General features: G+C 59.8%; 19 protein-coding genes and 1 riboswitch. Of the genes, 8 read left to right on the forward strand and 11 right to left on the reverse strand.

Annotation, left to right across the window (positions count from 1 at the left end):
• Nucleotides 1-290: 290 nt before the first annotated feature.
• From HMPREF2614_RS06055 to HMPREF2614_RS06075, 5 genes are all read right to left on the reverse strand, one after another.
• Nucleotides 291-938 (reverse strand): hypothetical protein, encoded by a 648-nt coding sequence (locus HMPREF2614_RS06055; RefSeq protein WP_070560500.1) that lies wholly within the window; start codon nt 936-938, stop codon nt 291-293.
• A gap of 26 nt (nt 939-964) precedes the next feature.
• A complete protein-coding gene (locus HMPREF2614_RS06060; protein ID WP_070560502.1) occupies nt 965-2,920 on the reverse strand; it encodes a type IV secretory system conjugative DNA transfer family protein in 1,956 nt (651 codons plus the stop codon).
• A 6-nt stretch (nt 2,921-2,926) separates the two neighbouring features.
• Entirely contained in the window at nt 2,927-3,682 is a 756-nt protein-coding gene (locus HMPREF2614_RS06065; RefSeq protein WP_070560504.1) for a hypothetical protein, read from the reverse strand.
• Entirely contained in the window at nt 3,679-3,930 is a 252-nt protein-coding gene (locus HMPREF2614_RS06070; protein WP_070560507.1) for a hypothetical protein, read from the reverse strand. The genes HMPREF2614_RS06065 and HMPREF2614_RS06070 overlap by 4 nt, the downstream gene beginning before the upstream one ends.
• 371 nt (nt 3,931-4,301) lie before the next feature.
• Complete coding sequence (locus tag HMPREF2614_RS06075; RefSeq protein WP_070560509.1) at nt 4,302-5,804, reverse strand: hypothetical protein; 1,503 nt, start codon at nt 5,802-5,804, stop codon at nt 4,302-4,304.
• Nucleotides 5,805-6,328: 524 nt separating this feature from the next.
• On the opposite strand from HMPREF2614_RS06075, the gene HMPREF2614_RS06080 reads away from it, so the two are divergent.
• Nucleotides 6,329-6,703 (forward strand): hypothetical protein, encoded by a 375-nt coding sequence (locus HMPREF2614_RS06080; RefSeq protein WP_016421434.1) that lies wholly within the window; start codon nt 6,329-6,331, stop codon nt 6,701-6,703.
• Between the two features lie 138 nt (nt 6,704-6,841).
• Nucleotides 6,842-7,684 carry a PaaI family thioesterase gene (locus HMPREF2614_RS06085; protein WP_038626554.1) on the forward strand — a complete coding sequence of 281 codons (843 nt, stop codon included), beginning with the start codon at nt 6,842-6,844 and terminating at the stop codon, nt 7,682-7,684.
• 9 nt (nt 7,685-7,693) lie between these two features.
• On the opposite strand, the gene HMPREF2614_RS06090 is transcribed toward HMPREF2614_RS06085, so the two are convergent.
• The 3 genes from HMPREF2614_RS06090 to HMPREF2614_RS06100 form a co-directional block, all read right to left on the reverse strand.
• Complete coding sequence (locus tag HMPREF2614_RS06090) at nt 7,694-8,467, reverse strand: esterase/lipase family protein (protein ID WP_070560511.1); 774 nt, start codon at nt 8,465-8,467, stop codon at nt 7,694-7,696.
• On the reverse strand, nt 8,457-9,176 hold the full coding sequence (locus tag HMPREF2614_RS06095) for an esterase/lipase family protein (protein WP_038626550.1): 720 nt from the start codon (nt 9,174-9,176) through the stop codon (nt 8,457-8,459). The genes HMPREF2614_RS06090 and HMPREF2614_RS06095 overlap by 11 nt, the downstream gene beginning before the upstream one ends.
• A 167-nt stretch (nt 9,177-9,343) precedes the next feature.
• The gene (locus HMPREF2614_RS06100) at nt 9,344-9,766 is read right to left on the reverse strand and encodes an HIT family protein (protein ID WP_038626548.1); all 423 of its coding nucleotides are present in this window, start codon (nt 9,764-9,766) and stop codon (nt 9,344-9,346) included.
• Nucleotides 9,767-9,847: 81 nt separating this feature from the next.
• On the opposite strand from HMPREF2614_RS06100, the gene purD reads away from it, so the two are divergent.
• The 3 genes from purD to HMPREF2614_RS11135 all read left to right on the forward strand — a co-directional run bounded on the left by purD (nt 9,848) and on the right by HMPREF2614_RS11135 (nt 13,461).
• The gene (gene purD / locus HMPREF2614_RS06105; RefSeq protein WP_049172166.1) at nt 9,848-11,122 is read left to right on the forward strand and encodes a phosphoribosylamine--glycine ligase; all 1,275 of its coding nucleotides are present in this window, start codon (nt 9,848-9,850) and stop codon (nt 11,120-11,122) included.
• A gap of 239 nt (nt 11,123-11,361) precedes the next feature.
• The gene (locus HMPREF2614_RS06110; protein WP_049172167.1) at nt 11,362-12,489 is read left to right on the forward strand and encodes an aminotransferase class I/II-fold pyridoxal phosphate-dependent enzyme; all 1,128 of its coding nucleotides are present in this window, start codon (nt 11,362-11,364) and stop codon (nt 12,487-12,489) included.
• Between the two features lie 816 nt (nt 12,490-13,305).
• Nucleotides 13,306-13,461: a hypothetical protein gene (locus tag HMPREF2614_RS11135; RefSeq protein ID WP_162837147.1), complete on the forward strand. Its 156-nt coding sequence runs from the start codon at nt 13,306-13,308 to the stop codon at nt 13,459-13,461.
• Between the two features lie 66 nt (nt 13,462-13,527).
• On the opposite strand, the gene trpB is transcribed toward HMPREF2614_RS11135, so the two are convergent.
• Nucleotides 13,528-14,853: a tryptophan synthase subunit beta gene (trpB, locus tag HMPREF2614_RS06115; RefSeq protein WP_065428897.1), complete on the reverse strand. Its 1,326-nt coding sequence runs from the start codon at nt 14,851-14,853 to the stop codon at nt 13,528-13,530.
• Nucleotides 14,854-15,273: 420 nt separating this feature from the next.
• Here trpB and HMPREF2614_RS06120 point away from each other — a divergent pair, with 420 nt between their 5' ends.
• Entirely contained in the window at nt 15,274-16,704 is a 1,431-nt protein-coding gene (locus tag HMPREF2614_RS06120; protein WP_070560513.1) for a TrkH family potassium uptake protein, read from the forward strand.
• On the forward strand, nt 16,697-17,398 hold the full coding sequence (locus tag HMPREF2614_RS06125) for a potassium channel family protein (RefSeq protein ID WP_016421425.1): 702 nt from the start codon (nt 16,697-16,699) through the stop codon (nt 17,396-17,398). The genes HMPREF2614_RS06120 and HMPREF2614_RS06125 overlap by 8 nt, the downstream gene beginning before the upstream one ends.
• A gap of 10 nt (nt 17,399-17,408) precedes the next feature.
• Here HMPREF2614_RS06125 and HMPREF2614_RS06130 read toward each other — a convergent pair whose 3' ends face one another.
• Nucleotides 17,409-17,750 carry a cupin domain-containing protein gene (locus tag HMPREF2614_RS06130; protein WP_070560515.1) on the reverse strand — a complete coding sequence of 114 codons (342 nt, stop codon included), beginning with the start codon at nt 17,748-17,750 and terminating at the stop codon, nt 17,409-17,411.
• Between the two features lie 4 nt (nt 17,751-17,754).
• Complete coding sequence (locus HMPREF2614_RS06135; RefSeq protein ID WP_070560517.1) at nt 17,755-18,513, reverse strand: thiamine phosphate synthase; 759 nt, start codon at nt 18,511-18,513, stop codon at nt 17,755-17,757.
• Nucleotides 18,514-18,583: 70 nt separating this feature from the next.
• Nucleotides 18,584-18,706, forward strand: a riboswitch (TPP riboswitch).
• 7 nt (nt 18,707-18,713) lie between these two features.
• Here HMPREF2614_RS06135 and thiO point away from each other — a divergent pair.
• Nucleotides 18,714-19,877, forward strand: coding sequence for a glycine oxidase ThiO (gene thiO, locus HMPREF2614_RS06140; protein ID WP_070560572.1), 1,164 nt, complete (start codon nt 18,714-18,716; stop codon nt 19,875-19,877).
• Nucleotides 19,878-19,886: the final 9 nt, after the last annotated feature.

Here is a 19,886-nt window from a genome sequence, read left to right on the forward strand (position 1 = left end):
GGTTGGGTGTGAAAAAGCAAGGGGGCGGAAAACTGGAATCCGGAGGGGTTGTTTTTAGAATGCGGTATGGAATGGGGCTTGGATGATCCCCTGGAGTGCTCCCTGGAGTGGTTTTGTTCATGTATTCCCCCAGCGGAAGTCGGACTTTTAGGGTAGGAAGTTGAACTTTTCGCCTAGGAAGCTCGACTTTTGAGGTGGGTAAAGCCCTAGGAAGCTCGACTTGCAAAACACGAAAAACCCCTCCGGGAGAGACAAAACCCAAGGTCAGCCCCCGCAGGGGGCTTTCTTTTTTATGCAGTAGCCGCCATCGCCTGCCGGTAGTGCTGACCGAGGACCGCCGCGCGGGCACGAACCGTCACCCCCGACATTCCCAGGTAGGAGCCAATGCTGCCAGCACTCATACCACCCACATGTAGAGCCGAAATGATCGCAGATATAGTCATCTCCATCTCGGGTGTCCGGCGCGCGACATGCAGCACTCGGGTCAGCGTCACAATGTCGTCGTTTCCACGGTCGTCGAGAACTCCCAGCGTGGTCGCTATCGCCTTGATTTTCTGCTCAAGATCGGGGAGAAAATAACCAAGAAAATCGCGACCCGATGCTTCCCTCTCCCGGCCGACATTTTCGCTCCTGTACACCCCCTCTGCGCGAGGTTTTGCGGGCTGTCGGCACCACTCTGTGATGCCCTTACTGCCAACCCCCGCGGCTAGCCCTACGGTGAGCTGTGGGAGTCCCCGTGCGAGGAGAATAGCGGCGATTCGGCGGCGCCACTGTCCGCGCTGAGGATCAGTTGCCTCCCACGCGTACTGCGCGGCGGTGGCGGCCTTCGTTGCGACCGTCTGCCAGGGGACGTCGTCGTCTAGCTTGCGGGCGTCCTGTATTGCCATGAGTGCAGCGTCGGCTGCGAGTCGTGCTTCGTGTATGTCGTGACTAGGCATGGTGTGCGTCCTCCTGTGGTGTGGGGTTAGTGGTAGGTGGTGTAGGTATTGTCGTCTGGGGTGTCGTCGCCCGCGTATGCGGAACTCAGCGAGTCGTAGCGTGCAGACTCGGGGAGGGGCGGCCCGGCAAGGTCGGTGGCTCCCACCCGTACCCAGGGCAGCTGGGCGAGTTCCTGGCATGCGTAGGCGTGCCAGTCGGAGGGCAGCTCGTCGTCTTTTTTGCGACCTGCGGGCTGCACTGGCGCGTCAAAAACGGGTGCGATACGGGGAGTGAGCGCGGGGATAGCCTCATATGCGGGTTGGAGGGTGCCCCATGCGTCGCGAGTGATCCGGTTGGGGGCTTTGCGACCCGGCACAAAACCGAAGGGAATCGCTACTCGGCGGGCCGTAGCCTCGCCGTCGCTGCCAGTAGTGACCGCGACACCCTGCCCAGGGCGACCGCGGGGGATCTGGGCACTCAGGCTCTTTGCCTCGTCGTAGACGTCACCTGCGACGATTTGGAGTGTGTGCGACTCTGGTACACCCAGGCTCAACCGACACTGAACGTTTCCCCGCATCTTGCCGGGGAAGGTGGACGCGTAGAGAGTCTGGGACACGAAAACGCAGTGGATCCGGACGGCGCGCGCTTTCTGTAGCACCTGCGTGAGCTGCGCCTGTACACCCTCCCAGCCCGCGTTCTGCGGGTGAGCCTTATCGCTGATTCCCTCTACGAAGGCTCCGAACTCGTCAAAAAGCAGCACGATGGGTCGTGGCTCGTATGCCTCTCCGTGAGTGGCAGCAGTCTTCTGCTGGCAGTATCGGGAGTCCATCTCTGCGTGGATCCACTGCAGCGCCCTCACGTGCTCGGCATCGCATGACGTGTACATAAGCACGTTGGGGAGCGCCTGCACCAATCCCACGTAGTCGCTGGAGCCTTTTCCGTCGCAGATGATCAGATCCGCGCCCGCCAGTGCGCAGGAGGTCGCGAGCCACGAGGCCCAGGTGCTCTTGCCGCTTCCTGTGCCACCGCCGACCATGGCGTGTGGTACCCGTGCCATGGGCTGAGAGAGGATCTGCCCGTCTGCGGCGCGTCCCTGCACCCACGCCATGTGTGGGTAGGCTGCGAGAGCGCCTGCCACAAACGCGCCTGGGGAGGGAGCCGCGATGTGTAGCTGCTCGCTGGCTGTGGGGATCCATGGAGTGAGCTCCTGGGGTTTCGCGGGCGAGGCTAGACCGACGATGTTCGGGGCGATGTCCACTAGGTCTACCTGGCGCTTCATTTTCGCCCGGATCGCCGAAAGCTTCGATTCCCAGGCTTTGAGTGGCTTGGTGACGGGGGTGCGGAGCAGCATACAGCCGCGCCCGTCGGGGAGTAGCCGGAACCCGACAGGATTCGGGATAGTGATCGTCTCCGAGCTGTCCTGCCTGCGGGATACCTCACTGAGTCCCAGGCGGTGCCACGTCCTGCCCCAGTGCTCCTCTGTGCCGCAGTACAAGTCGATGAGCTGTGGTACCGCGGTGGAGAGGAGTCGGTAGGCGAGAGCACCAGCGAAATCCCCCTCTGCGACCCCAGAGGAGGCCACGTTCGGGATACCTGATGCGCGGAGCGCCCTGCCTGCGGCGACCCTGTCCTGCCCCTCGATCTCCAGTAGCAGGTGCTCGCTGGTGACCTCTAGGCGTGTCACGCTGCCTACCCAGGAGGCTCCAGCGGGGATGTGCCCGCCAAGGCGCTCGATCGTGTCGCGCACTTCCTTTTCTGGTACTAGACCAGTGCCAGGCGACCGCACGAAAGCACCGCCGTCAGCGGGCACGTCGAGGGCATCTACAGCGGCGCGAGCGCGGGAGAGGTCGGACACGAAACGCTCTACGGGGTCCTCCTCTTCTGACTGTGCTTCGTCGCCGACCTCGGAGGTCAACCTTAGGAGATCTTCTGCAGTGTCGGGGACAGCAACAAACTCTGTCTCTTGTTGTGATTCTTGGAATCGGTCAAAAAAATCGGACACGTCAAATCACGCTTTCGAGAATCGTGGCCCGGCGGGCTTTGGTGTTTCGGGAGCAGTCTTCGGAGGCTCCGTGATATGCACGTTGTAGTGCTGCGCGTTCATGCTGGTCAGGAAGAAAAAGAACTCGCCTGCGGTGCGCTCCGCGCCACAGATACCGGTCACGCGGAGCTCGTCGGCAGTCTCCAGGGCGAGCGCCTGGAGTTCGTCGGTGGTGAGCAGCGCCGGTACCGACAGGCCGACTATGACGTCACCCGATCCATCGTCGTCCAGCACCAGTTTTGTTACCTCGATGTCGTGCCCGAGGGGTGCGCGATCCGCTGCGAGCGCCGTGTCTGCGGCTCCGCGGATCGTGCGCTGCAGGCGGCCAGCGTCGAGACCGGCTGCCGCTCCTGTGCCGCTCCAGAGCCTGTGCGCGGGCGACTCCAATGGCACACGGTAGGAGATCTCCTCGGTGGGGTCTGCGCCGGTGCGGAGCCACCACGCGCCCCCTGCTAGCACCCAGAGGATCAGGGTTAGCCAGAGACTGACACCCATGAGCATGAGTCCAAGGACACCGCAGATGACCGCGACCCGGGCGAGCGAGGTTTTGTCGTCTGAGTCGAGAATGGGCGTGGCCGAATGCAGCTCCGTCATAGGGGCGTTGTCGGGTAGCGGGGGTGTGATGTAGTCGGGGGTGGTGGGCAGCTCCGGCATGGGGATGACGGTGGGCGGTTCGGGGGTGTGGTCAGCGCCGAACGGCTCCGGGATCAGGTGCGATGTCATTCTGTATCCTCCGTGAGATAGCGGGCATCCAGCAAATGCTCCAGCCCCTCTGTGCGCCACAGGAGCATGGATCGTATACGCAGGTCAGGCTCCCGGATTTCCCCACTGGGAAGTTCGAGCCTCTTGGCCTTGTAGAGGGTGCTGGGGTTGATCCCCAGGCATAGCGCCAGCCTGCGTGTGGACAACATTTTCGGGATGTGCGGGGTGGTCAAGTCCCCCTGTATGGGGGTGTCCATGTCTTCATTCATATTCCACATTTTACCATATGTGCCACCCCCGATGAGGGGTCTGCAAGGGGTGGAAAATCGGAACCGAGTTGGTACTTTATTGGTACTTTTTCACAATAGATTCTGTCGCGCGGAGCAAGGGGGGCACCCCTGCCAAATTCTCATATTCGCAGCTATATGGAGTGCGCGGGGGTAGTAAAAATCACCAAGTGCGCGGAGCTTGTAACAGTAGGTTACGGGTTCGAGTCCCGTTTCCGGCTCCAAAACCCCAGGCCAGGAAGTTTTCCGGCCTGGGGTTCTTTGGCTTAAAGGAGAAAAGTAGGGGGTTAAGTAGCGTGAGGGGTGAAATCGTCTAACAGAACGTCCGCATCCCTTCTGCCCCGTAAGCCGGCTTAGAAGCTGGAAGAACCACCTGAACCGGAAAACCCCGAGCTAAACCCGCTGTTGACGCCGCCGCTACTAGAAGAGCTGTCGCGGGCAGTGGTGGCATCGCTATCCCAGGTGCTCACGACATAGAAGGGCACGTAGCCGTGGTAGCCGGAGCCAGCGAAGAAATTAGAGTCGTAGATGCGCGTGCGCTCGGGGCGCTCGTCGGCCTCATTGCGCTTCTGCAGCTGGGACTGCACGTGCTCCGACAAGAGCGCGGAGCGATCCAAGAGTTCTAGGTAGCGCTCCATGAACTGCGGATGGTGTGGTTCCTTGGATAATTCAGTGGCGGCATCTTCCAACTCCTTCGCGTGGCGCTCAAGCGTCGAGTCGATGCTTGCGGCCAAGTAGCCTGCCTGTGCCAGATCCTTCCCCAGCTCGTAGAGTTCATAGCGGCGAGCATCCGCATCAGCGTTCTCAATGCGGTGCAGCTTTTCAATATTGACCTCAGCGGTTTCCACGCGCTCGCACAGTTGGCGCGCACTGGCGATGAGCTCAGAGCGTGAGCGGAATTGCTCATCTGGCGCATCCGCCGGAATCGACATGAGGGAACCAACCTGGCTATCGATCGCTAGGAAGTCATCGCGCAAACCCTCCCAGTCCTGGCGCAGGCGCTCATCCACCAGTCCTGATTGGAGCGAGTGCGCTCGAATATCAATCTCCCTTAGCCGTTGCGCCACATCGGTGTAGGTCTGCGACACGTAGTCCCAGTCCTCGCGTGCCTGCTGTGCCTTCTTCTGTCGGCTGCGGCGTATACCGCCGGCGAGGCCGACACCAGCGCCGCCAACGCTCAGGCCCGCCACCCCGAGGCCAACGGCCGCCCCCATCCGATCCTCTTTTGCGCCCTCGTACTGAGTATCCGCAGCACGGTCTACGTCGATTGCAGCCGCTGCGCCAGCAAAGAGGCCAGCAGGAATGTTGCCATCCCGCACGCCCGGCTTAATTGCTTCGATGGACTGTTTCAGATGGCTGTCATTCTTGCGTAGCTTCATTTGAGCAGCCACGTCCTCACCCGCGAAGACGAAGGCTTGGCGCGGATCAAGGCCCACGCCGACGAAGACCTGGCCATCAGCAAACTTATCCTTGCCGATGAGCTCCTGGTGGTTATCGCGCAGGTACTCCTCTACGGAGTCATTAACGTTTTCCTTGTTCTCGGCAAAGACCATGCAGTGCAGCTCTTGGACCACGTCAGGGGCGGCGATCAGGGAGACATCGCGAAGCATGCGCTCTTCTTCCTCTGGGGTGAGCACATCGTCCGGGTCCATGATGTCAGCCTGTACCTCACGCTGCGCAGTCTTCATGACGTAGTCGGAGCGCTCGGGCACATCGAGAATTGCCAAGCAGGTGCCCGCACCGACACCTCCGAGAAGTAGGCCGCTCACTGCTGCTGCGCCGATGATGGAGCCGATGGAGGTCACTTTGGAGCTGCGGTTGGCTGCAAAAGGTTTAATATCGCGAGAGTCGGTCACGGTGATTCTCCTATTCGCGAGCGATTGGCCCCGCCAATTTTATCCGGTCTAAGGGGGCCGGGGCGGGGAGCAAAGGATTCTTTTGAAGGCAGATTAAAGGGCAAATGCCTGTCGGGGGCTGGGGCGGGGGAATTTTCTGTCACTTATGCGCACGTTGTCGGAAGTCCCGGTCGACATATGGATGAGCTTTCCACTTATGGCCACGCTGCTGCGTATCGATAGGTGAATATTGCATCGATAGGACAGCGCAACACCGACAGCCGGAAAATCACAGGCCACGGAACGTTCACATCTGCAACTCTAGCCCCATGCTTCACAGGGGTTGCATGCGCATGTAAAGTGGACTTTGTTTTTAAGTCATAAGCGTCGATAGGGCTGGTCTCGGGGAAGGGCCTGCGCTATGGGCGCTTTTGGCATTTTTCTGCAAAACCTTCCAGAAAACCCCACAAGCTGGGGTGATTTCTCCGAGAAAAATATTCTACGATAGAGCCATGTCAGAGGTGCTCTTTGTCAGTAGTTCAAACATGGGACTCTCACGCGTACTCGAAGGGCTGCTGCGGCAAGCTGCCCCAGGCCTGACAGTTTTGTCAGCAGGTATCAGCATCGATGATGATGACCGCGGTCTGGATGAAGACGCGCGGCGTGCGCTCTGTGAGGTGGGGGCACGGTGCGATGGCGATCCTCATCAACTCACGCCGTCTCTCGCAGACAGTGCGGATGTGGTCATTGTTGTGGGGAAAATCGACGTTTCGGACTACATCGCGCCAGATGTAGAGACTGAGCGCTGGGAATATGATGACCCAGCTGACCGCGGGATTTATGGTTATTCCCGCTACGCGGAATTGCGGGATTTCTTCACTCTGCGCGTCAATACGCTGGCGGAACGGTTTGCTGCCTAAATAGTCGCTGAAATAGTCGCTGTCTTAATAAAAGGTGGGGCGCGGGAACCGTCGTAAAGCATGTGCTGAAGCTGACACACTTTTGTTTTCTGACAATAATGCCCGCGTTCGCCCGGTCAACACCTAATGTAAGTAGTTATGTCTATTGGTCCATCGCTGCGACGCACCCTGTACAAACTTGCTGAGAAAGAGATGTCCCCGGCTAAGGCAAAGTTCTTGCTGAACATTTGGCCGCCGCTGTTTGGCACCGGCATCCGTATCACCGAGATTGCGGATGACTGGTCTGAGGGACGATTGGAGCTGCGCCTAAACGCTCTGACTGCGAATATGCATGGCGCGGCATTTGGCGGTGCACTGTTTTCGATGACGGATGTGCTGTTTGGCACGCTGGTTATGCAGCGCCTGGATGTCAAGAAGTACGAGGCGTGGACGCGAACTGGGTCGTTTGAATTTATCCGGCCGGGTAAGAATGGTGCGTACCTCGAGGTAGAGGTGCCGGATGAGATGGTCGAAAAGCTTAAGGCCGAAACCGAAGGTGGCTATTCGACGGTCGTTCCATACACCTCTGTAATCCGAAACCGCGATGGTTCCCTGGTCGGTATTGGTCAGCAGGAGCTCTACGTGCGCCGTCGTGGTCGTAAGAAGCCGCCGGCCAATCCGAATCAGCAGGATCGTGTTGCCGGTGAGAACCTCATCTCTGCTGCTCGTACTCTTGCGCGGCTGGGGATGCGCGGGGTGGAAAACCGTGATGTGCTCGTCCAGCAGGAACGCACCGCACGACGCTGCATTTCGCCAGAGTCGCGTGCAGTCGCATGGCTCCACGGGGTCCTCGAGTACGGCGATGTCACTGTCGACGACTACCGCGCCGCAGGGCTTCCCGACGTCGTCATTGAGGCCCTCACCTCCGATAACCCCTCGCCAGCCGCGCAGCAGCTGCTTGCGGATGTCGTCACCGCGCGCGAGTCGCTGACCAAGTTCTAGGTCGAAGCCCTACGCCAATAGCCGAGTGATTAGGTCGATCACCTCGGAGTCTGTTTGCTGCTTCCAATGCGCAACAGACCTGCCCTCCAGCTCGGTTTCGAGCAAAACAGTTTGGCTGTCTGGCAGGAAGCTCTGCGCGGTATCGGACCACGGAATGACCAGGTTGTCATGGTGGCTGATGACATTAATCCAGTCAGGTGCGGCTGCCTTGCGCCCTCGGAGGTGCGGGGCAGTGTTGGCTGCAGGAAGTTCATATTTTCCTGCAGCTACCGCAATCTGATCGGCTAAAGCCTGTCCCATTAGCCAGCGGGCAGGAGCCCCATTCCACCAGCCCAAAATGCGGGAGATTCCAGTCAGATTTACACCGCCGACAGAGCCCGACACACTGATGACACGTCGAAACGAAAAACGCTCGCATTCATGGTTTGCAAGACGCGTAAACAGCAGGAAAGCCAGTAGCCCACCCTGCGAGTGAGCCACAATATCGACCGTGTCCGAGTTCGTTTCAGTGCAGACTCCGTTGATATAGGACTCGACTTCGGCGACAGAATCTACAAGGGCAGCAGTGCCACGGTCTCCGTAGGACGGTACATAGACTCGGCGGCCGAGGGTACGGAGACCGTCGGCAAGCGGTGCCCACGCGCCGGGACTATCGAGCGTGCCATGAAGTGCGATAACCGGAACGGGGTCTCTGAGGTCCCCCGACGCTGGACTCGGATTTGGTGAGGACGGATGTGCGGCTGTCGGTGGGAAAATCCGCGTTAGGAGCGGTCTATTCCGCATGCTCGATTGGGTCAAAATCCTCGCCTACCAGCTTGAATAGTGCCTCGCGAGTAAGTGCGCGGGGACGCCAATCGTGCGCCATCTGCTCATGCAAAATTATTGCTTGAGGGAACGTGTCCTGCACATAGAGATTGGTGACCATGCCTGTGTCACCATCATCCAAGAAACAGGACTGTGGCGGGGAAATGAGCTGGTCATACTTGGTGGCAATGCAGGTGTAAGTAACACCGGGACCGAGGATATCGTGGGAATTGGAGTTCAAAACCATCTTTGAACCCGTGAGCTGTTCCAAACCGGAAACGCCCCAGTAACTCTGAACGAAGTTGCTCATCAGCGACTTTGTGCCGGGGATCTTAGTGATACTGGAAGCGATGCCGCCCAGATTGGTGCCGTGATTGGGCGCGGCAAGGCAGACAACATGCTTGATGTACTTGGAAATGCGCAGAGAAAGCAGAGTGGCAATTAAGCCGCCTTGCGAGTGCCCCACGATAACGGCGTGCTTTGCGTCAGTGGCGTGCAGGACAGCCTTGATGTAAGGCACGAGCATGTCGATGGACTGGTTGATGGGGTCTGTTGCACGGTGTCCAAAATCTGGCGCGAAGACAGCCCAGCCATCCTCCCGTAACTGACCGCCGAGGGTCTCCCAAATACCCTTGACCTGGCCTGTTCCATGCAGGAGGATGACCGGCCACGGCCGGGATTTGGACACTTTGGCTCCCCAGTTATCTTCGAAAACACCGCGCAGCGGACGGAAGATGGCATAGGGGAGCGATGCTGATCCTTCAGCTGCAGCCGGTTTTTGCGCCTCCGGTTCCTGCGCTTCAGGGGCAGGAACCGGAAGTTGTTCTTCCCGAAAATCCTCGTTTGAAGCGGCGATTAGCGCACCAACTTTCCGTCTTCATCAGTCCCGAGGACCTTCCGTAGCTTAGCGGCGGCCTCATCCATGGACTCTGCGGAAGGATTGCGATCGACCGACTGGAGGTTGTAGCCGGACATGTCGTGGGCAGGGAAGATATGGATGTGGGTGTGCGGAACCTCGAAGCCGGCGATGAGGTAGCCAGCACGTGGAGCGTCAAAAGCGGAGACAACAGCCTGACCAACCTTGTGGGCAACCTCATTGAGGTGAGCCCACAGCTCAGGCGAGGCGTCTGTCCACTTGTCCACCTCTTCAATAGGGACAACCAGAGTGTGACCAGGTGCGATTGGCTCGATGGTCAAAAATGCGACGACCTTGTCATCGCGGTAGACAAAACGACCGGGGAGTTCACCGTTGATGATCTTGGTAAATACTGTGCTCATGTGCCAAGGGTAACCCGAATAGCGGATTGAGGGGGTTGGGCGCGATGAGAGTTATCCGGGCTGATTAGTAAGATGATTGCTATGCGCATCCTCGTAATTGGCTCCGGTGCCCGTGAGCACGCCCTGTTGTACGCAATGAGTAAGGACCCGCAGGCTACTGATCTTCACGTAGCCCCTGGTAATGCGGGTATGAGTGAAATTGCCACCATGCATCCACTGGTCGTGGATGACCCCGCTGGCGCTGTTGCGCTGGCCAAGGAAATTGGGGCCGATTTGGTTGTTATTGGCCCTGAGGTTCCGCTGGTCGCGGGTGTGGCAGACGCGCTGCGCGACGCTGGTTTCGCAGTCTTCGGACCGAACGCTGACGCAGCTCGGATTGAGGGGTCCAAGGCTTTCGCTAAGGACGTCATGAAGGCAGCTGGGGTAAAGACCGCCTCGGCAGAGGCCATCCAGCCGGAGGCCTCCGACGAAGACATCGAGGCCGCCATTGACCGCTTTGGCCCGAACTGGGTCGTGAAGGATGACGGTCTGGCTGCTGGCAAGGGAGTCGTGGTCACTAAGGACCGCGCTGAAGCTCTCGAACACGCAAAGGCTGTTCTGGCCGCCGGTAACCCGGTGCTGCTGGAGTCCTTCCTGGACGGCCCGGAAGTTTCCCTGTTCTGCCTGGTCGACGGCGAAATCGTCGTCCCGCTGTTGCCGGCTCAGGACCACAAGCGCGTCGGTAATAACGACGAGGGGCCGAACACCGGTGGCATGGGTGCTTACAGCCCGCTGTCCTGGCTGCCGGAAGGCGCAACTGAGCGCATTGTCACCGAGGTCTGCGAGCCGGTCGCTCGTGAGATGGCCGCTCGCGGTTGCCCGTTCCAGGGTCTGCTGTACGCAGGTCTGGCCTGGGGCGAGGACGGCCCGGCTGTCATTGAGTTCAACTGCCGTTTCGGTGACCCGGAGACCCAGGCCGTGCTGGCGCTGCTGGAGTCCCCGGTGGCGCAGCTGCTCAACGCCGCTGCTACCGGAACATTGGCGGACTTCGGTCCGCTGTCTTGGCGTGATGGTTACGCTCTGACTGTTGTGCTGGCCGCTGAAGGCTACCCGGTGTCGACGCGCACGGGTGATGTCATTGAAGGTGCAGAGCCTGGCCGTGAGGCAGATGGCATTCTCCACGCAGGTACTGCCCGCAATGCTGCGGGTGAGCTGGTCTCCGCTGGTGGCCGTGTGCTCAACGTCATCGGCGTTGGTGACACGCTGGAAGAGGCCCGCGACAAGGCGTACGAGACCATCAAGACCATTAAGCTCGAGGGCTCGCACTACCGCACCGACATTGCACTACCTGCAGTTGAGGGCCGTATTTCCATCTAAATAATGCTTGAGGTGGTCCGGCTGCACTCGGATGCCTCACTGGTGCACCCACCCGGGATGAACTGGATTTCCCGGGTGGCCTCGGCGGCTGCAAAGATGAAGGTATGCACGCCGAATCTCCGCAGTCGCCAAAGTCGTCGCAGTCACCGCAGCCGTTAAACTCCTCGCAGTCACCGCAGGCATCCCAGCCCCAGCGCGACCTAGCATCCCGCCGTTGTGAGGTCGCACCCTTCCATGTGATGGATGTTCTCGCGCTCGCACAGGAGCGTCAGCGCACTCACGGTGACGCTCTATTCCTCTGCGTGGGACAGCCCGCGACCGCGGCCCCGGCTGCCGCGATTGCCCGTGCGCGTGCTGATTTAGAAAATCAGGTTCTGGGCTACACAGCGGCCGTCGGCACGCCTGAGCTGCGTGCAACCATCGCCGCCTGGCATCGTGAAAACTACGGCACGGCCACGGAAGCCGCTGATGTTGTCATCACTACCGGTTCTTCCGGCGGTTTCGTAGCGCTCTTCCTCGCAGCCCTCGATGTTGGCGACGACATCGTGCTCGCGCGCCCGGGCTATCCCGCATACCGCAATACGCTGCAGGCGCTCGGCGCCAACATTGTCGAGATTGACTGTGGTCCTGAGACTCGTTTCCAACTCACCGCCCAACACCTGGAGGCACTTCCGCGCGTGCCCAAGGCCGTGATTGTCACCAGCCCGGACAACCCCACTGGCACCATTATCGATGCCGACGAGCTGCGTGCCATTGCGAAGTGGTGTGAGCAGCACGATTGCCTGCTCATTTCCGACGAGATTTATCACGGCATTACTTATGGCCGACAGTGTGCGTCTGCACGCGAGTTCTCCGACGCGGCGGTCGTGGTCGGCAGTGTCAGTAAGTACTTCTCGATGACCGGCTGGCGCGTTGGCTGGCTAATCGTTCCCAAGTGGCTGCGTGCGCCGCTTGATCGCCTCGAAGCCAACCTCACTGTCTGTCCACCGGCAATTTCGCAGGCAGCGGCGGTGGAAGCGTTCAGCCCCGAGTCCATTGCCGAGCTCAATTCGCACGTGACGCGTTACGCACGCAACCGCGACGTTTTGCTCGAGGGGCTGCCCCGCGTCGGTCTCGGTAATATCGCCCCACCCGACGGCGGTTTCTATATCTACGCCAATATCGCAGGGCTTTACGACGACCCGAACTCCGTCGACTCCATGACTTGGGCTCGGGAACTGTTGGCCGCAACGGGCGTGGCCGTTGCCCCTGGAATCGACTTCGACACAGAGAACGGCCATCAGTGGGTTCGCCTCTGCTTCGCCGGTGAGACGTCCGAGATGGAAGAGGCTGTTCGGCGTATTGGGGTGTTCACTGATCGTCGTTAAAACGGCTTTTAGTGGCGCTCGCGGTGTGATTTACCTCACCCTTTTAGGGGTGTTTTTCAGTCGGGCGAGATAGGGTGCTCGACGGGCGAATCGCTGCTTTAAACCCTCTACCGACGGTCGCTGGTAGAGCCGATGTTGGGGGCATTCCTGGAAGGGGCCGTTGGGGCTCTGTTTTCTTGATCGCCGGTTTGCTGTAAAGGCGGAAAAACTGCCTCAGATTGAGGGTTCTGTGGCTGCGGTCACATCAAGTGAGGCTGGGGTTGGGTCGATAGTGGGGTGGGGTGGCCTTCGCGGCAGCATCTTTGACAGCCGGCAGCTCTGTCGGTGGTCTATTTCCGCTGGCAGGGGCCCCTTTTTCTTTAATTGTCGATGGGGTTGACCTCTGAGGAACTGGCGGCTATCCCTGCGTGGGGTGACGATTGAGCGCGGTGTGTAACCCACATTCAATGTTGGCTGCAAGCGCTTTTAGTGGGGATAGTTTATGTCTGACCAAAAGAGACTTCCGCGCCCTGTTTTTGGTTGTGTAAAAGCGTGATTTTTGAAGCCGTTATCAACGGCAGTAAAGCGAGGTATGGGGCGGCGTCGAGGGGCGCTGTTTGTGGCTCAGTGCCTGAGCTAAAAAGCGTCCAAAAGTTAACAAAAGGTTAACTAAAAATAAAGTTTAGCGCTTGCCAGGTCTTGTGTTGTCGTCTACGGTTGCAAGTCATAAGTTCCAAACGATTCGATGAAACGACGTTTCAACTGCGGAATCGCAAAGAATCGGTTGGAGAAGTCCAACAATAAAGATCAAAGAGATCTTAAGAGAGGTGACCTCTGATGAACGCATTCAACGAGATTATGGATACTGTGTCCCCGATTTTCCAGGACGGCAAGGAATCCAAGCAGGATGCGCTGGCATCGCTGCTTGCCGAAGCCATCGTGGAGGCGAACCCGAAGCAGGGCATCGCCGCCGACGATCGCCGTGCTGCCTAACAAGAATTAGCTTTGGTCCGATTCCTGCTAGGCAGCTAGTGGGGAAGCAATCCCTACTGGTTATTCCTACTGGTTCAGGAACTCCCGGACCTGCTCCATATCCTTATCACCGCGACCCGACAGGTTCACGAGCAACAGCAAAGGCTCATCGCCTTCGTGAACCGGCAGCCCGAGCTCGCTAACAGCGGCAGGGTCGGTTTCACGGAGTCGCGCAATCTTAATGGCCTGCGCCAGCGCATGCGAGGATTCCATCGCCGGAATAATGCCCTCCATGCGGCTGAGCAGCTGGAACGCTTCCAGCGCCTCCTCGTCGGTAATTCCGACATAGCTGGCGCGGCCATTCTCCTTCAGCATGCCGTGCTCCGGGCCAACAGACGGGTAATCCAAGCCCGCCGAGATGGAGTGCGATGGCAACACCTCGCCGTCGTCGGAAAGCATGACAAATGAGCGCATGCCGTGAAGGACACCAGTCTTGCCCGCATTGATGGGCGCGCCGTGACGGTCGGTGTCGAGACCCTCACCTGCGGGTTCGACGCCAATGAGGGCGACATCGGAGTCGTCGATGTAGTTAGCAAATGCGCCGATGGCGTTGGAGCCGCCACCGACGGCTGCGATGACAGCGTCGGGAAGCTTGCCGTAACGCTCGGCCATCTGACTGCGTGACTCCTCCGAGATGACCTGCTGGAATTCACGCACGATAGTGGGGAATGGGTGCGGTCCGGCGGCTGTGCCCAGCAGGTAGAAAGTGGAGTCGAGAGTCTTGCTCCACTCGACCAGTGCCTCGTCAATAGCATCCTTCAAACCGGCCTCGCCGGTGGTGACGGGAACGACCTTCGCGCCCATGAGCTCCATGCGCTCGACATTGGGGTGCTGGCGGGCGACATCGTGCGCGCCCATGTAAATCTCGCACTCAAGTCCCAGCAGCGCTGCGGCCATCGCGGTGGCCGTGCCGTGCTGGCCTGCGCCCGTCTCAGCAATGAGACGGGTTTTTCCCATGCGCTTTGCCAGCAGCGCCTGGCCGACCACGTTGTTGCCCTTGTGCGCGCCGCCGTGGTTCAAGTCCTCGCGCTTGAGCACAATCGTCGTGTTCGGCGTGGATAGACGTCGGCATTCGAACAGCGGGGTTGCGCGGCCGAGGAAATCGCGACGCAGTTCTTCCAGCTCGTGCTGGAACTCCGGATCGCTCATCGCCTCGATGTAAGCCGCTTCCAGCTCATCGAGTGCTGGCAGCAGGAACTCCGGCACTTCCTGTCCACCGAAGCGACCGAAAAATGCAGGCAAGAGGGTTTCGCGCACCTCGCCCGCGCCGTTAACGCTTGCCGACGGCACCCTGGTTGCAGTCGGTGCTGAAGCCTTGGCGATGGCATCCGCGCTGGGGTTGTAATCAGTCATTGAAGAGAGCCTTTCGTTGCTGTTGTTTATTTCAGCGGGCCCTGGTTCTCTTCGTCGAACCGATAAAAGAAAAGAGCCCGCCAGATTTATCTTCTTGCGAGCTCGTACTTGACGGGTTTGCCGTCGACATTAATGAGATGACGTGACGTTGCTCGCGGACTTAAGCGAGCCACCACCACTGTGCGCCGCACGGCGCGGGTGTGTTCATCAGGGGTGTCATCATGAACCCGACCATAACTCAAGGTTTCCGCAGTAGCCAAAGCGGGGTGGGGTGTGGGGGCGGGGATTGGGCGCGAAATGTGTACGGGATATCGCAACTGTGCCTGGGGTGTAGGGTAGTTCCCCTATTAGTCGGGTACGCGTAAGGGGCAGAATTCTCGGATCCCCTCGACACCGCTGGCCACGAGGACTAACGTTCCGATGGTGATTACGCTGTCGCGGCAGACCACTAAATCACGTCGGGGAGTTCGTCCCACGACGTTGGTGGTGTGGTGCTATGTCGCCCTCATAACCGTTGGCACGGTTTTGTTAATGCTGCCGATCTCGGCAGCCAATAGCCACCCCACGGGGCACTGTGCCCCGAGCCCTGGGAATCTGTGCCTGCCCACGGCGCTGTCTGATGCTCTGTTCACAGCCACCTCGGCAACAAGCCTGACCGGCCTGATCACCGTAGATACGGCTACCCATTGGTCAACCTTCGGCAAGGTTGTCATCATGCTGTTGATTCAGCTGGGTGGCCTTGGGTTCATGACCTTGGCTTCACTTTTTGGCCTCTTCGTTGCGGGAAGACTCGGCCTTAACCGCCGTGCCGGTGCGCGCGTTGAGGGCCGCGGTATGGACATGGGCGAGATCTCATGGGTTGTCCGTGCTGCCGTTAGCTTCACGCTGTTGGTGGAGTTTGTTGTGGCAGTGGCACTTATGCTGCGGTTCCACCTAGGTTATGGGTACGGCTGGGGGAGAGCTGCGTGGGAGGGCTTGTTCCATGCCATCTCAAGCTTCAACAATGCCGGTTTTGCTCTGTATACGGACAACGTCATTGGGTTCCACAGTGATGCCTGGATACTTTTGCCGCTGGCCTTCTCTCTTATCGTTGGTGGTCTGGGTTTTTCTGTTCTGCTCGAGGCTTGGCGGCACCTGAAAGCGTGGCTTAGTGTCTGCACGCGAGGGCAGTTACCTAAACGCTGGTCTCTGACTACTCGCTTCACTATCAAAGGCACCATCCTGCTGATTGCTTTGGGCACAATAATGGTGGCATTTGGTGAGTGGTCCAATGCCATGTCTGGTTTCACTACAGGGGAGAAGATACTCAACTCATTCTTCGCTAGTGTGAGCCCGCGTACCGCGGGGTTCAACGCGCTCGATTACGCGGACTTCCACCCATCGACACTGCTGGGCACTGACTTCCTCATGTTCATTGGCGGCGGCACCGGTGGTACTGCAGGTGGCGTGAAAATCACGACGTCGGCAGTCATTCTCGCCGCCGTTCTCGCGGAGATTCGCGGTGACACCTCCGTGTCCGTGGCTCGGCGGCGCCTCAATCCAAAGGTGCTGCGTCAGGCCCTCGTCGTTCTTGCATTCGGTATTGGCCAGGTTTTTCTGGCAGTAATCGCCGTCAGTTTCCTAGCGCCACAGTTTTCTACTGACCAAATCCTTTTTGAAGTAGTCAGTGCCTTCGCCACGGTAGGCCTTTCCACAGGTATCACCGCTGACCTGCCGGTGGCAGCACAGGCAATCTTCATCGTGCTGATGTTCGCCGGACGTGTTGGCCCAATCGCCTTGGCGACGGCCTTGGCCGCCCGCCCACGCCAGCGCATCTACGAATATCCAGAAGAAAGGCCCTTCATTGGCTAACTCGAAATTCAATCCGTTTGCTGGTTTTGCAGAGCATTTCGCCGACCAAGTCAGCTCTTCTCCTGTTGTAATCCTTGGCATGGGGCGTTTCGGACAGGCGCTCGGCGAGGAGCTGGTCGCTGGCGGTATCGAGGTTCTCTGCGTAGACCATCGCGAAAAGGTGGTTCAGGAGCTGTCCTCGACCTTCGACCACGTGGTCACCGCCGACACCACCATGCCGGAAGTACTGAAGCAGCTCGGCGTCGATGAAGCCGAACGTGTGGTCATTGCAATCGGCAGTGATATCGAGGCGTCGTTGCTGACCGCGTCCGCACTGGTGGACATGGATGTGCCGCTGATTTGGGCAAAGGCCGATAACCAGGCCCACGCCAAGATTCTGGGCCAGATCGGTGTTCACCACGTCATTCGCCCGGAGGCCGACACTGGCCGTCGTATTGCGCACCTAATCGGCGGCAAGGTCCAGGACTTCCTGGAGTTCGATCGCGACTACGCAGTCGGTAAGGTCGCGCCGCCGATCCATTGCCTGGATAAGACCGTGGCGGAGATTAACCAGAGCGCACCGATTACGGTCGTCGCCGTACAAAAGCGCGGTCAGCGCTTCCGCCCCGCGCTTGCCGACGACCGCATTACCGCAGGTGACCTGTTGATTGTCTCGGGTGCCATTCGGCAGTTGGAGACGTTCGCCGGGGAGTAGGAGCTGATTGCTACTTGTCGCCGTGGCTGTCGATTCCGTCGACGCCTGTGACCGTGGTCAGCAAAAACACGGAATCCGCTAGAGCCTTCACTCCGTGCTTGACGTGGGTGAGCACTTTGAGATTGCCCTCTGAAATCGTGGTTTCATCGGCACCGGTGATTTCAACTTCGCCAACAAGAACAAGCATCGAGGCTGCGGGCGGCGAGTTATGGGCGGAAAGCTCAGTTCCTTCAGTCAACGCGATGAGAGTCTGGCGCAGCGGACCGTCGTGGACAACAATTTCCGCAGCACGGCCATTACTGTTGCTTTTGGCCTGAGCGAGAAGTTCGTCCTTGTGGGAAAGAATCCTCATGGTCCTAGCTCCTTGGTGAAACCACAGCGCGCAGAGCACGCGCTGCCTCTTCCGGATTCTCCGCCTCGGTCAGTGCGCGAACCACCACAATGCGCTCCGCGCCAGCGGCGATAACTTCGCCGGCGGTCTCGGCATTGATACCGCCGATTGCCCACCATGGCTTGACCGGGTCACTTGCGCCGCGGTCGTGCGGGCGCACAATATCGGCCACGGAATCCTGGTGGGACTCCGCAGAACCCTGTGCACGCGCCCTCCGCACGAGTGCCGCAGCTTCACGGACCATCTCGACTCCGACGGGCTGACGGTCGGGCTTTGTCGGGGTGGCATACACCGGACCGATCACCGCGTAATCGATGCCATCGTCGGCAAGCGAGGCGGCGAACATGTCCAGATTTCGGTTGGAGCGGCCGATGAGAACCTCGGGGCCAACGATCTGGCGGGCCTGCTCGGTTGTGAGGTCCTCCTGGCCCACATGCAGGATGTCTGCGCCGGTCAGTGCGGCAATGTCGGCGCGGTCATTGACGGCGAAGAGCTTGCCGTGTTCAGCGGCGACCTCGGCGAGGGTCTCCACAGCGACAATCTCGTCGCGGGTGTCGACTTTCTTGTCGCGCAGCTGGATGATGTCGGTGCCGCCTTCGTAACAGGCGTGCAGGAATTCGCGCAGATCACCGCGGGATGCGCGCGAGTCGGTGCAGAGGTACAGGCGGGCGTCGGCAAGCAGGGCGCGTCGTGTTGTGCGAGTGGCAGCTGATGAGGCGTTCATGTCCCCATGTTAGGCGAGGTTGGGGATGCGGTGTCGTGGCGGTGAGTCCGAAGTCATATGATGGGGGAGTACCACGTTCCGCGGGAGCCGTACTCGGTATCGATGAGATGCCGCTGGCTGAGAGGGCGAGTAACGCCGACCGCTTTTACCTGATGCGGGTTATGCCGCCGGAGGGAGGAATGGCAGTGGATGCTGCCGCTATGGGTGCTGCCTCGACAAGTGAGGGTGGCACAGGGGATACGTCGTCGAGCGTTGTTATCGCAGGCGCGGGCATTATCGGCTTGGCGACGGCATGGAGACTACTCCGCCAGGGATTCGATGTGACCGTCCTCGATGCCGAGCCCGTTTCCGGCGCAACCTTCGCCGCGGCTGGCATGCTGGCGCCGGTGGCCGAAGTCGTGTGGGATCAGCCGACGCTGTATCCGCTGATGGTGGAATCGGGCAAGCTCTACCGCGACTTTGCCCAGGCCATCGCCGAGGAATCGGGCCACGATGTTGGCTATATCGAGAATTCCACGTTTGTTTGTGCGGGCGATGCCGCTGACCGGCAGACACTCAGCGAGCTCGTTGAGCTGCAGCATGACATGGGCATGGAGATCAACCGCATCACCGCCACCGAGGCGCGCCGGGCAGAACCGGCACTGGGGCCGGGCTGTGTTGGTGCGGTGGATATTCCGGGAGATCACCAGGTCAATCCGCGTCTGCTCGCCGAGGCGTTGCTGAGCATTCTGGGAGACCGTGTCATCCGCACCCGCGCGGAAGAGGTCATCTACGCTTCCGACCGCGCCATCGGTCTGCGCGGTGCGGACGGAAATGATTACCTCGCCGATGAGGTCGTTCTGGCTGCGGGGTTGAACACCACCGACATCGCGGGGCTCCCGGAGAACCTGAATCTGCCCTTGCGCCCGGTCTATGGGGATGTGCTGCGTCTGCGTGTACCGGAGCGCCTGCGGCCGCTGGTCACCCGCACTATTCGCGGTGTGGTTCAGGGGCGTCCGGTTTATATCGTCCCGCGTGCTGACGGCACCGTCGTGCTCGGCGCAACCTCGCGTGAAGATGACCTGACCGGTGTCTCCGCCGAAGGAGTCCACCAGCTACTCCGCGACGCGTACCGCCTGGTGCCCGGCATTCTCGACTGCGAAATCTACGAGATGACCGCCCGCGCCCGGCCGGGTTCCCCGGACGATGTCCCCATGATTGGCCGCGTGGCTCCAGGACTGACCGTGTCCACCGGCTACTTCCGCCACGGCATTCTGCTTACGGCCATCGGTTCCAAGTTCACCGCCGATGTCGTCGCAGGTCGAGAAAATGATAACGACCCGGCGCTTCTTTCCGCCGTCGATCCATTCCGCTTCAGCGACTAGAGGAGGCTC

The organism is Corynebacterium sp. HMSC074C11 (genome assembly GCF_001809455.1).
Taxonomy (GTDB): Bacteria; Actinomycetota; Actinomycetes; order Mycobacteriales; family Mycobacteriaceae; genus Corynebacterium; species Corynebacterium amycolatum.

Bases quoted from the DNA above. Each gene is read 5' to 3' on its own strand.
- HMPREF2614_RS06085 (WP_038626554.1), top strand. From the start codon at position 6,842: ATGTCTATTGGTCCATCGCTGCGACGCACCCTGTACAAACTTGCTGAG.
- HMPREF2614_RS06080 (WP_016421434.1), top strand. From the start codon at position 6,329: ATGGGACTCTCACGCGTACTCGAAGGGCTGCTGCGGCAAGCTGCCCCA.
- HMPREF2614_RS06065 (WP_070560504.1), bottom strand. From the start codon at position 3,682: ATGACATCGCACCTGATCCCGGAGCCGTTCGGCGCTGACCACACCCCC.
- HMPREF2614_RS11135 (WP_162837147.1), top strand. From the start codon at position 13,306: ATGAACGCATTCAACGAGATTATGGATACTGTGTCCCCGATTTTCCAG.
- thiO (WP_070560572.1), top strand. From the start codon at position 18,714: ATGGGTGCTGCCTCGACAAGTGAGGGTGGCACAGGGGATACGTCGTCG.
- HMPREF2614_RS06120 (WP_070560513.1), top strand. From the start codon at position 15,274: ATGGTGATTACGCTGTCGCGGCAGACCACTAAATCACGTCGGGGAGTT.
- HMPREF2614_RS06055 (WP_070560500.1), bottom strand. From the start codon at position 938: ATGCCTAGTCACGACATACACGAAGCACGACTCGCAGCCGACGCTGCA.
- HMPREF2614_RS06070 (WP_070560507.1), bottom strand. From the start codon at position 3,930: ATGAATGAAGACATGGACACCCCCATACAGGGGGACTTGACCACCCCG.
- HMPREF2614_RS06110 (WP_049172167.1), top strand. From the start codon at position 11,362: ATGGATGTTCTCGCGCTCGCACAGGAGCGTCAGCGCACTCACGGTGAC.
- HMPREF2614_RS06130 (WP_070560515.1), bottom strand. From the start codon at position 17,750: ATGAGGATTCTTTCCCACAAGGACGAACTTCTCGCTCAGGCCAAAAGC.
- HMPREF2614_RS06090 (WP_070560511.1), bottom strand. From the start codon at position 8,467: ATGCGGAATAGACCGCTCCTAACGCGGATTTTCCCACCGACAGCCGCA.
- HMPREF2614_RS06100 (WP_038626548.1), bottom strand. From the start codon at position 9,766: ATGAGCACAGTATTTACCAAGATCATCAACGGTGAACTCCCCGGTCGT.
- HMPREF2614_RS06135 (WP_070560517.1), bottom strand. From the start codon at position 18,513: ATGAACGCCTCATCAGCTGCCACTCGCACAACACGACGCGCCCTGCTT.
- purD (WP_049172166.1), top strand. From the start codon at position 9,848: ATGCGCATCCTCGTAATTGGCTCCGGTGCCCGTGAGCACGCCCTGTTG.
- trpB (WP_065428897.1), bottom strand. From the start codon at position 14,853: ATGACTGATTACAACCCCAGCGCGGATGCCATCGCCAAGGCTTCAGCA.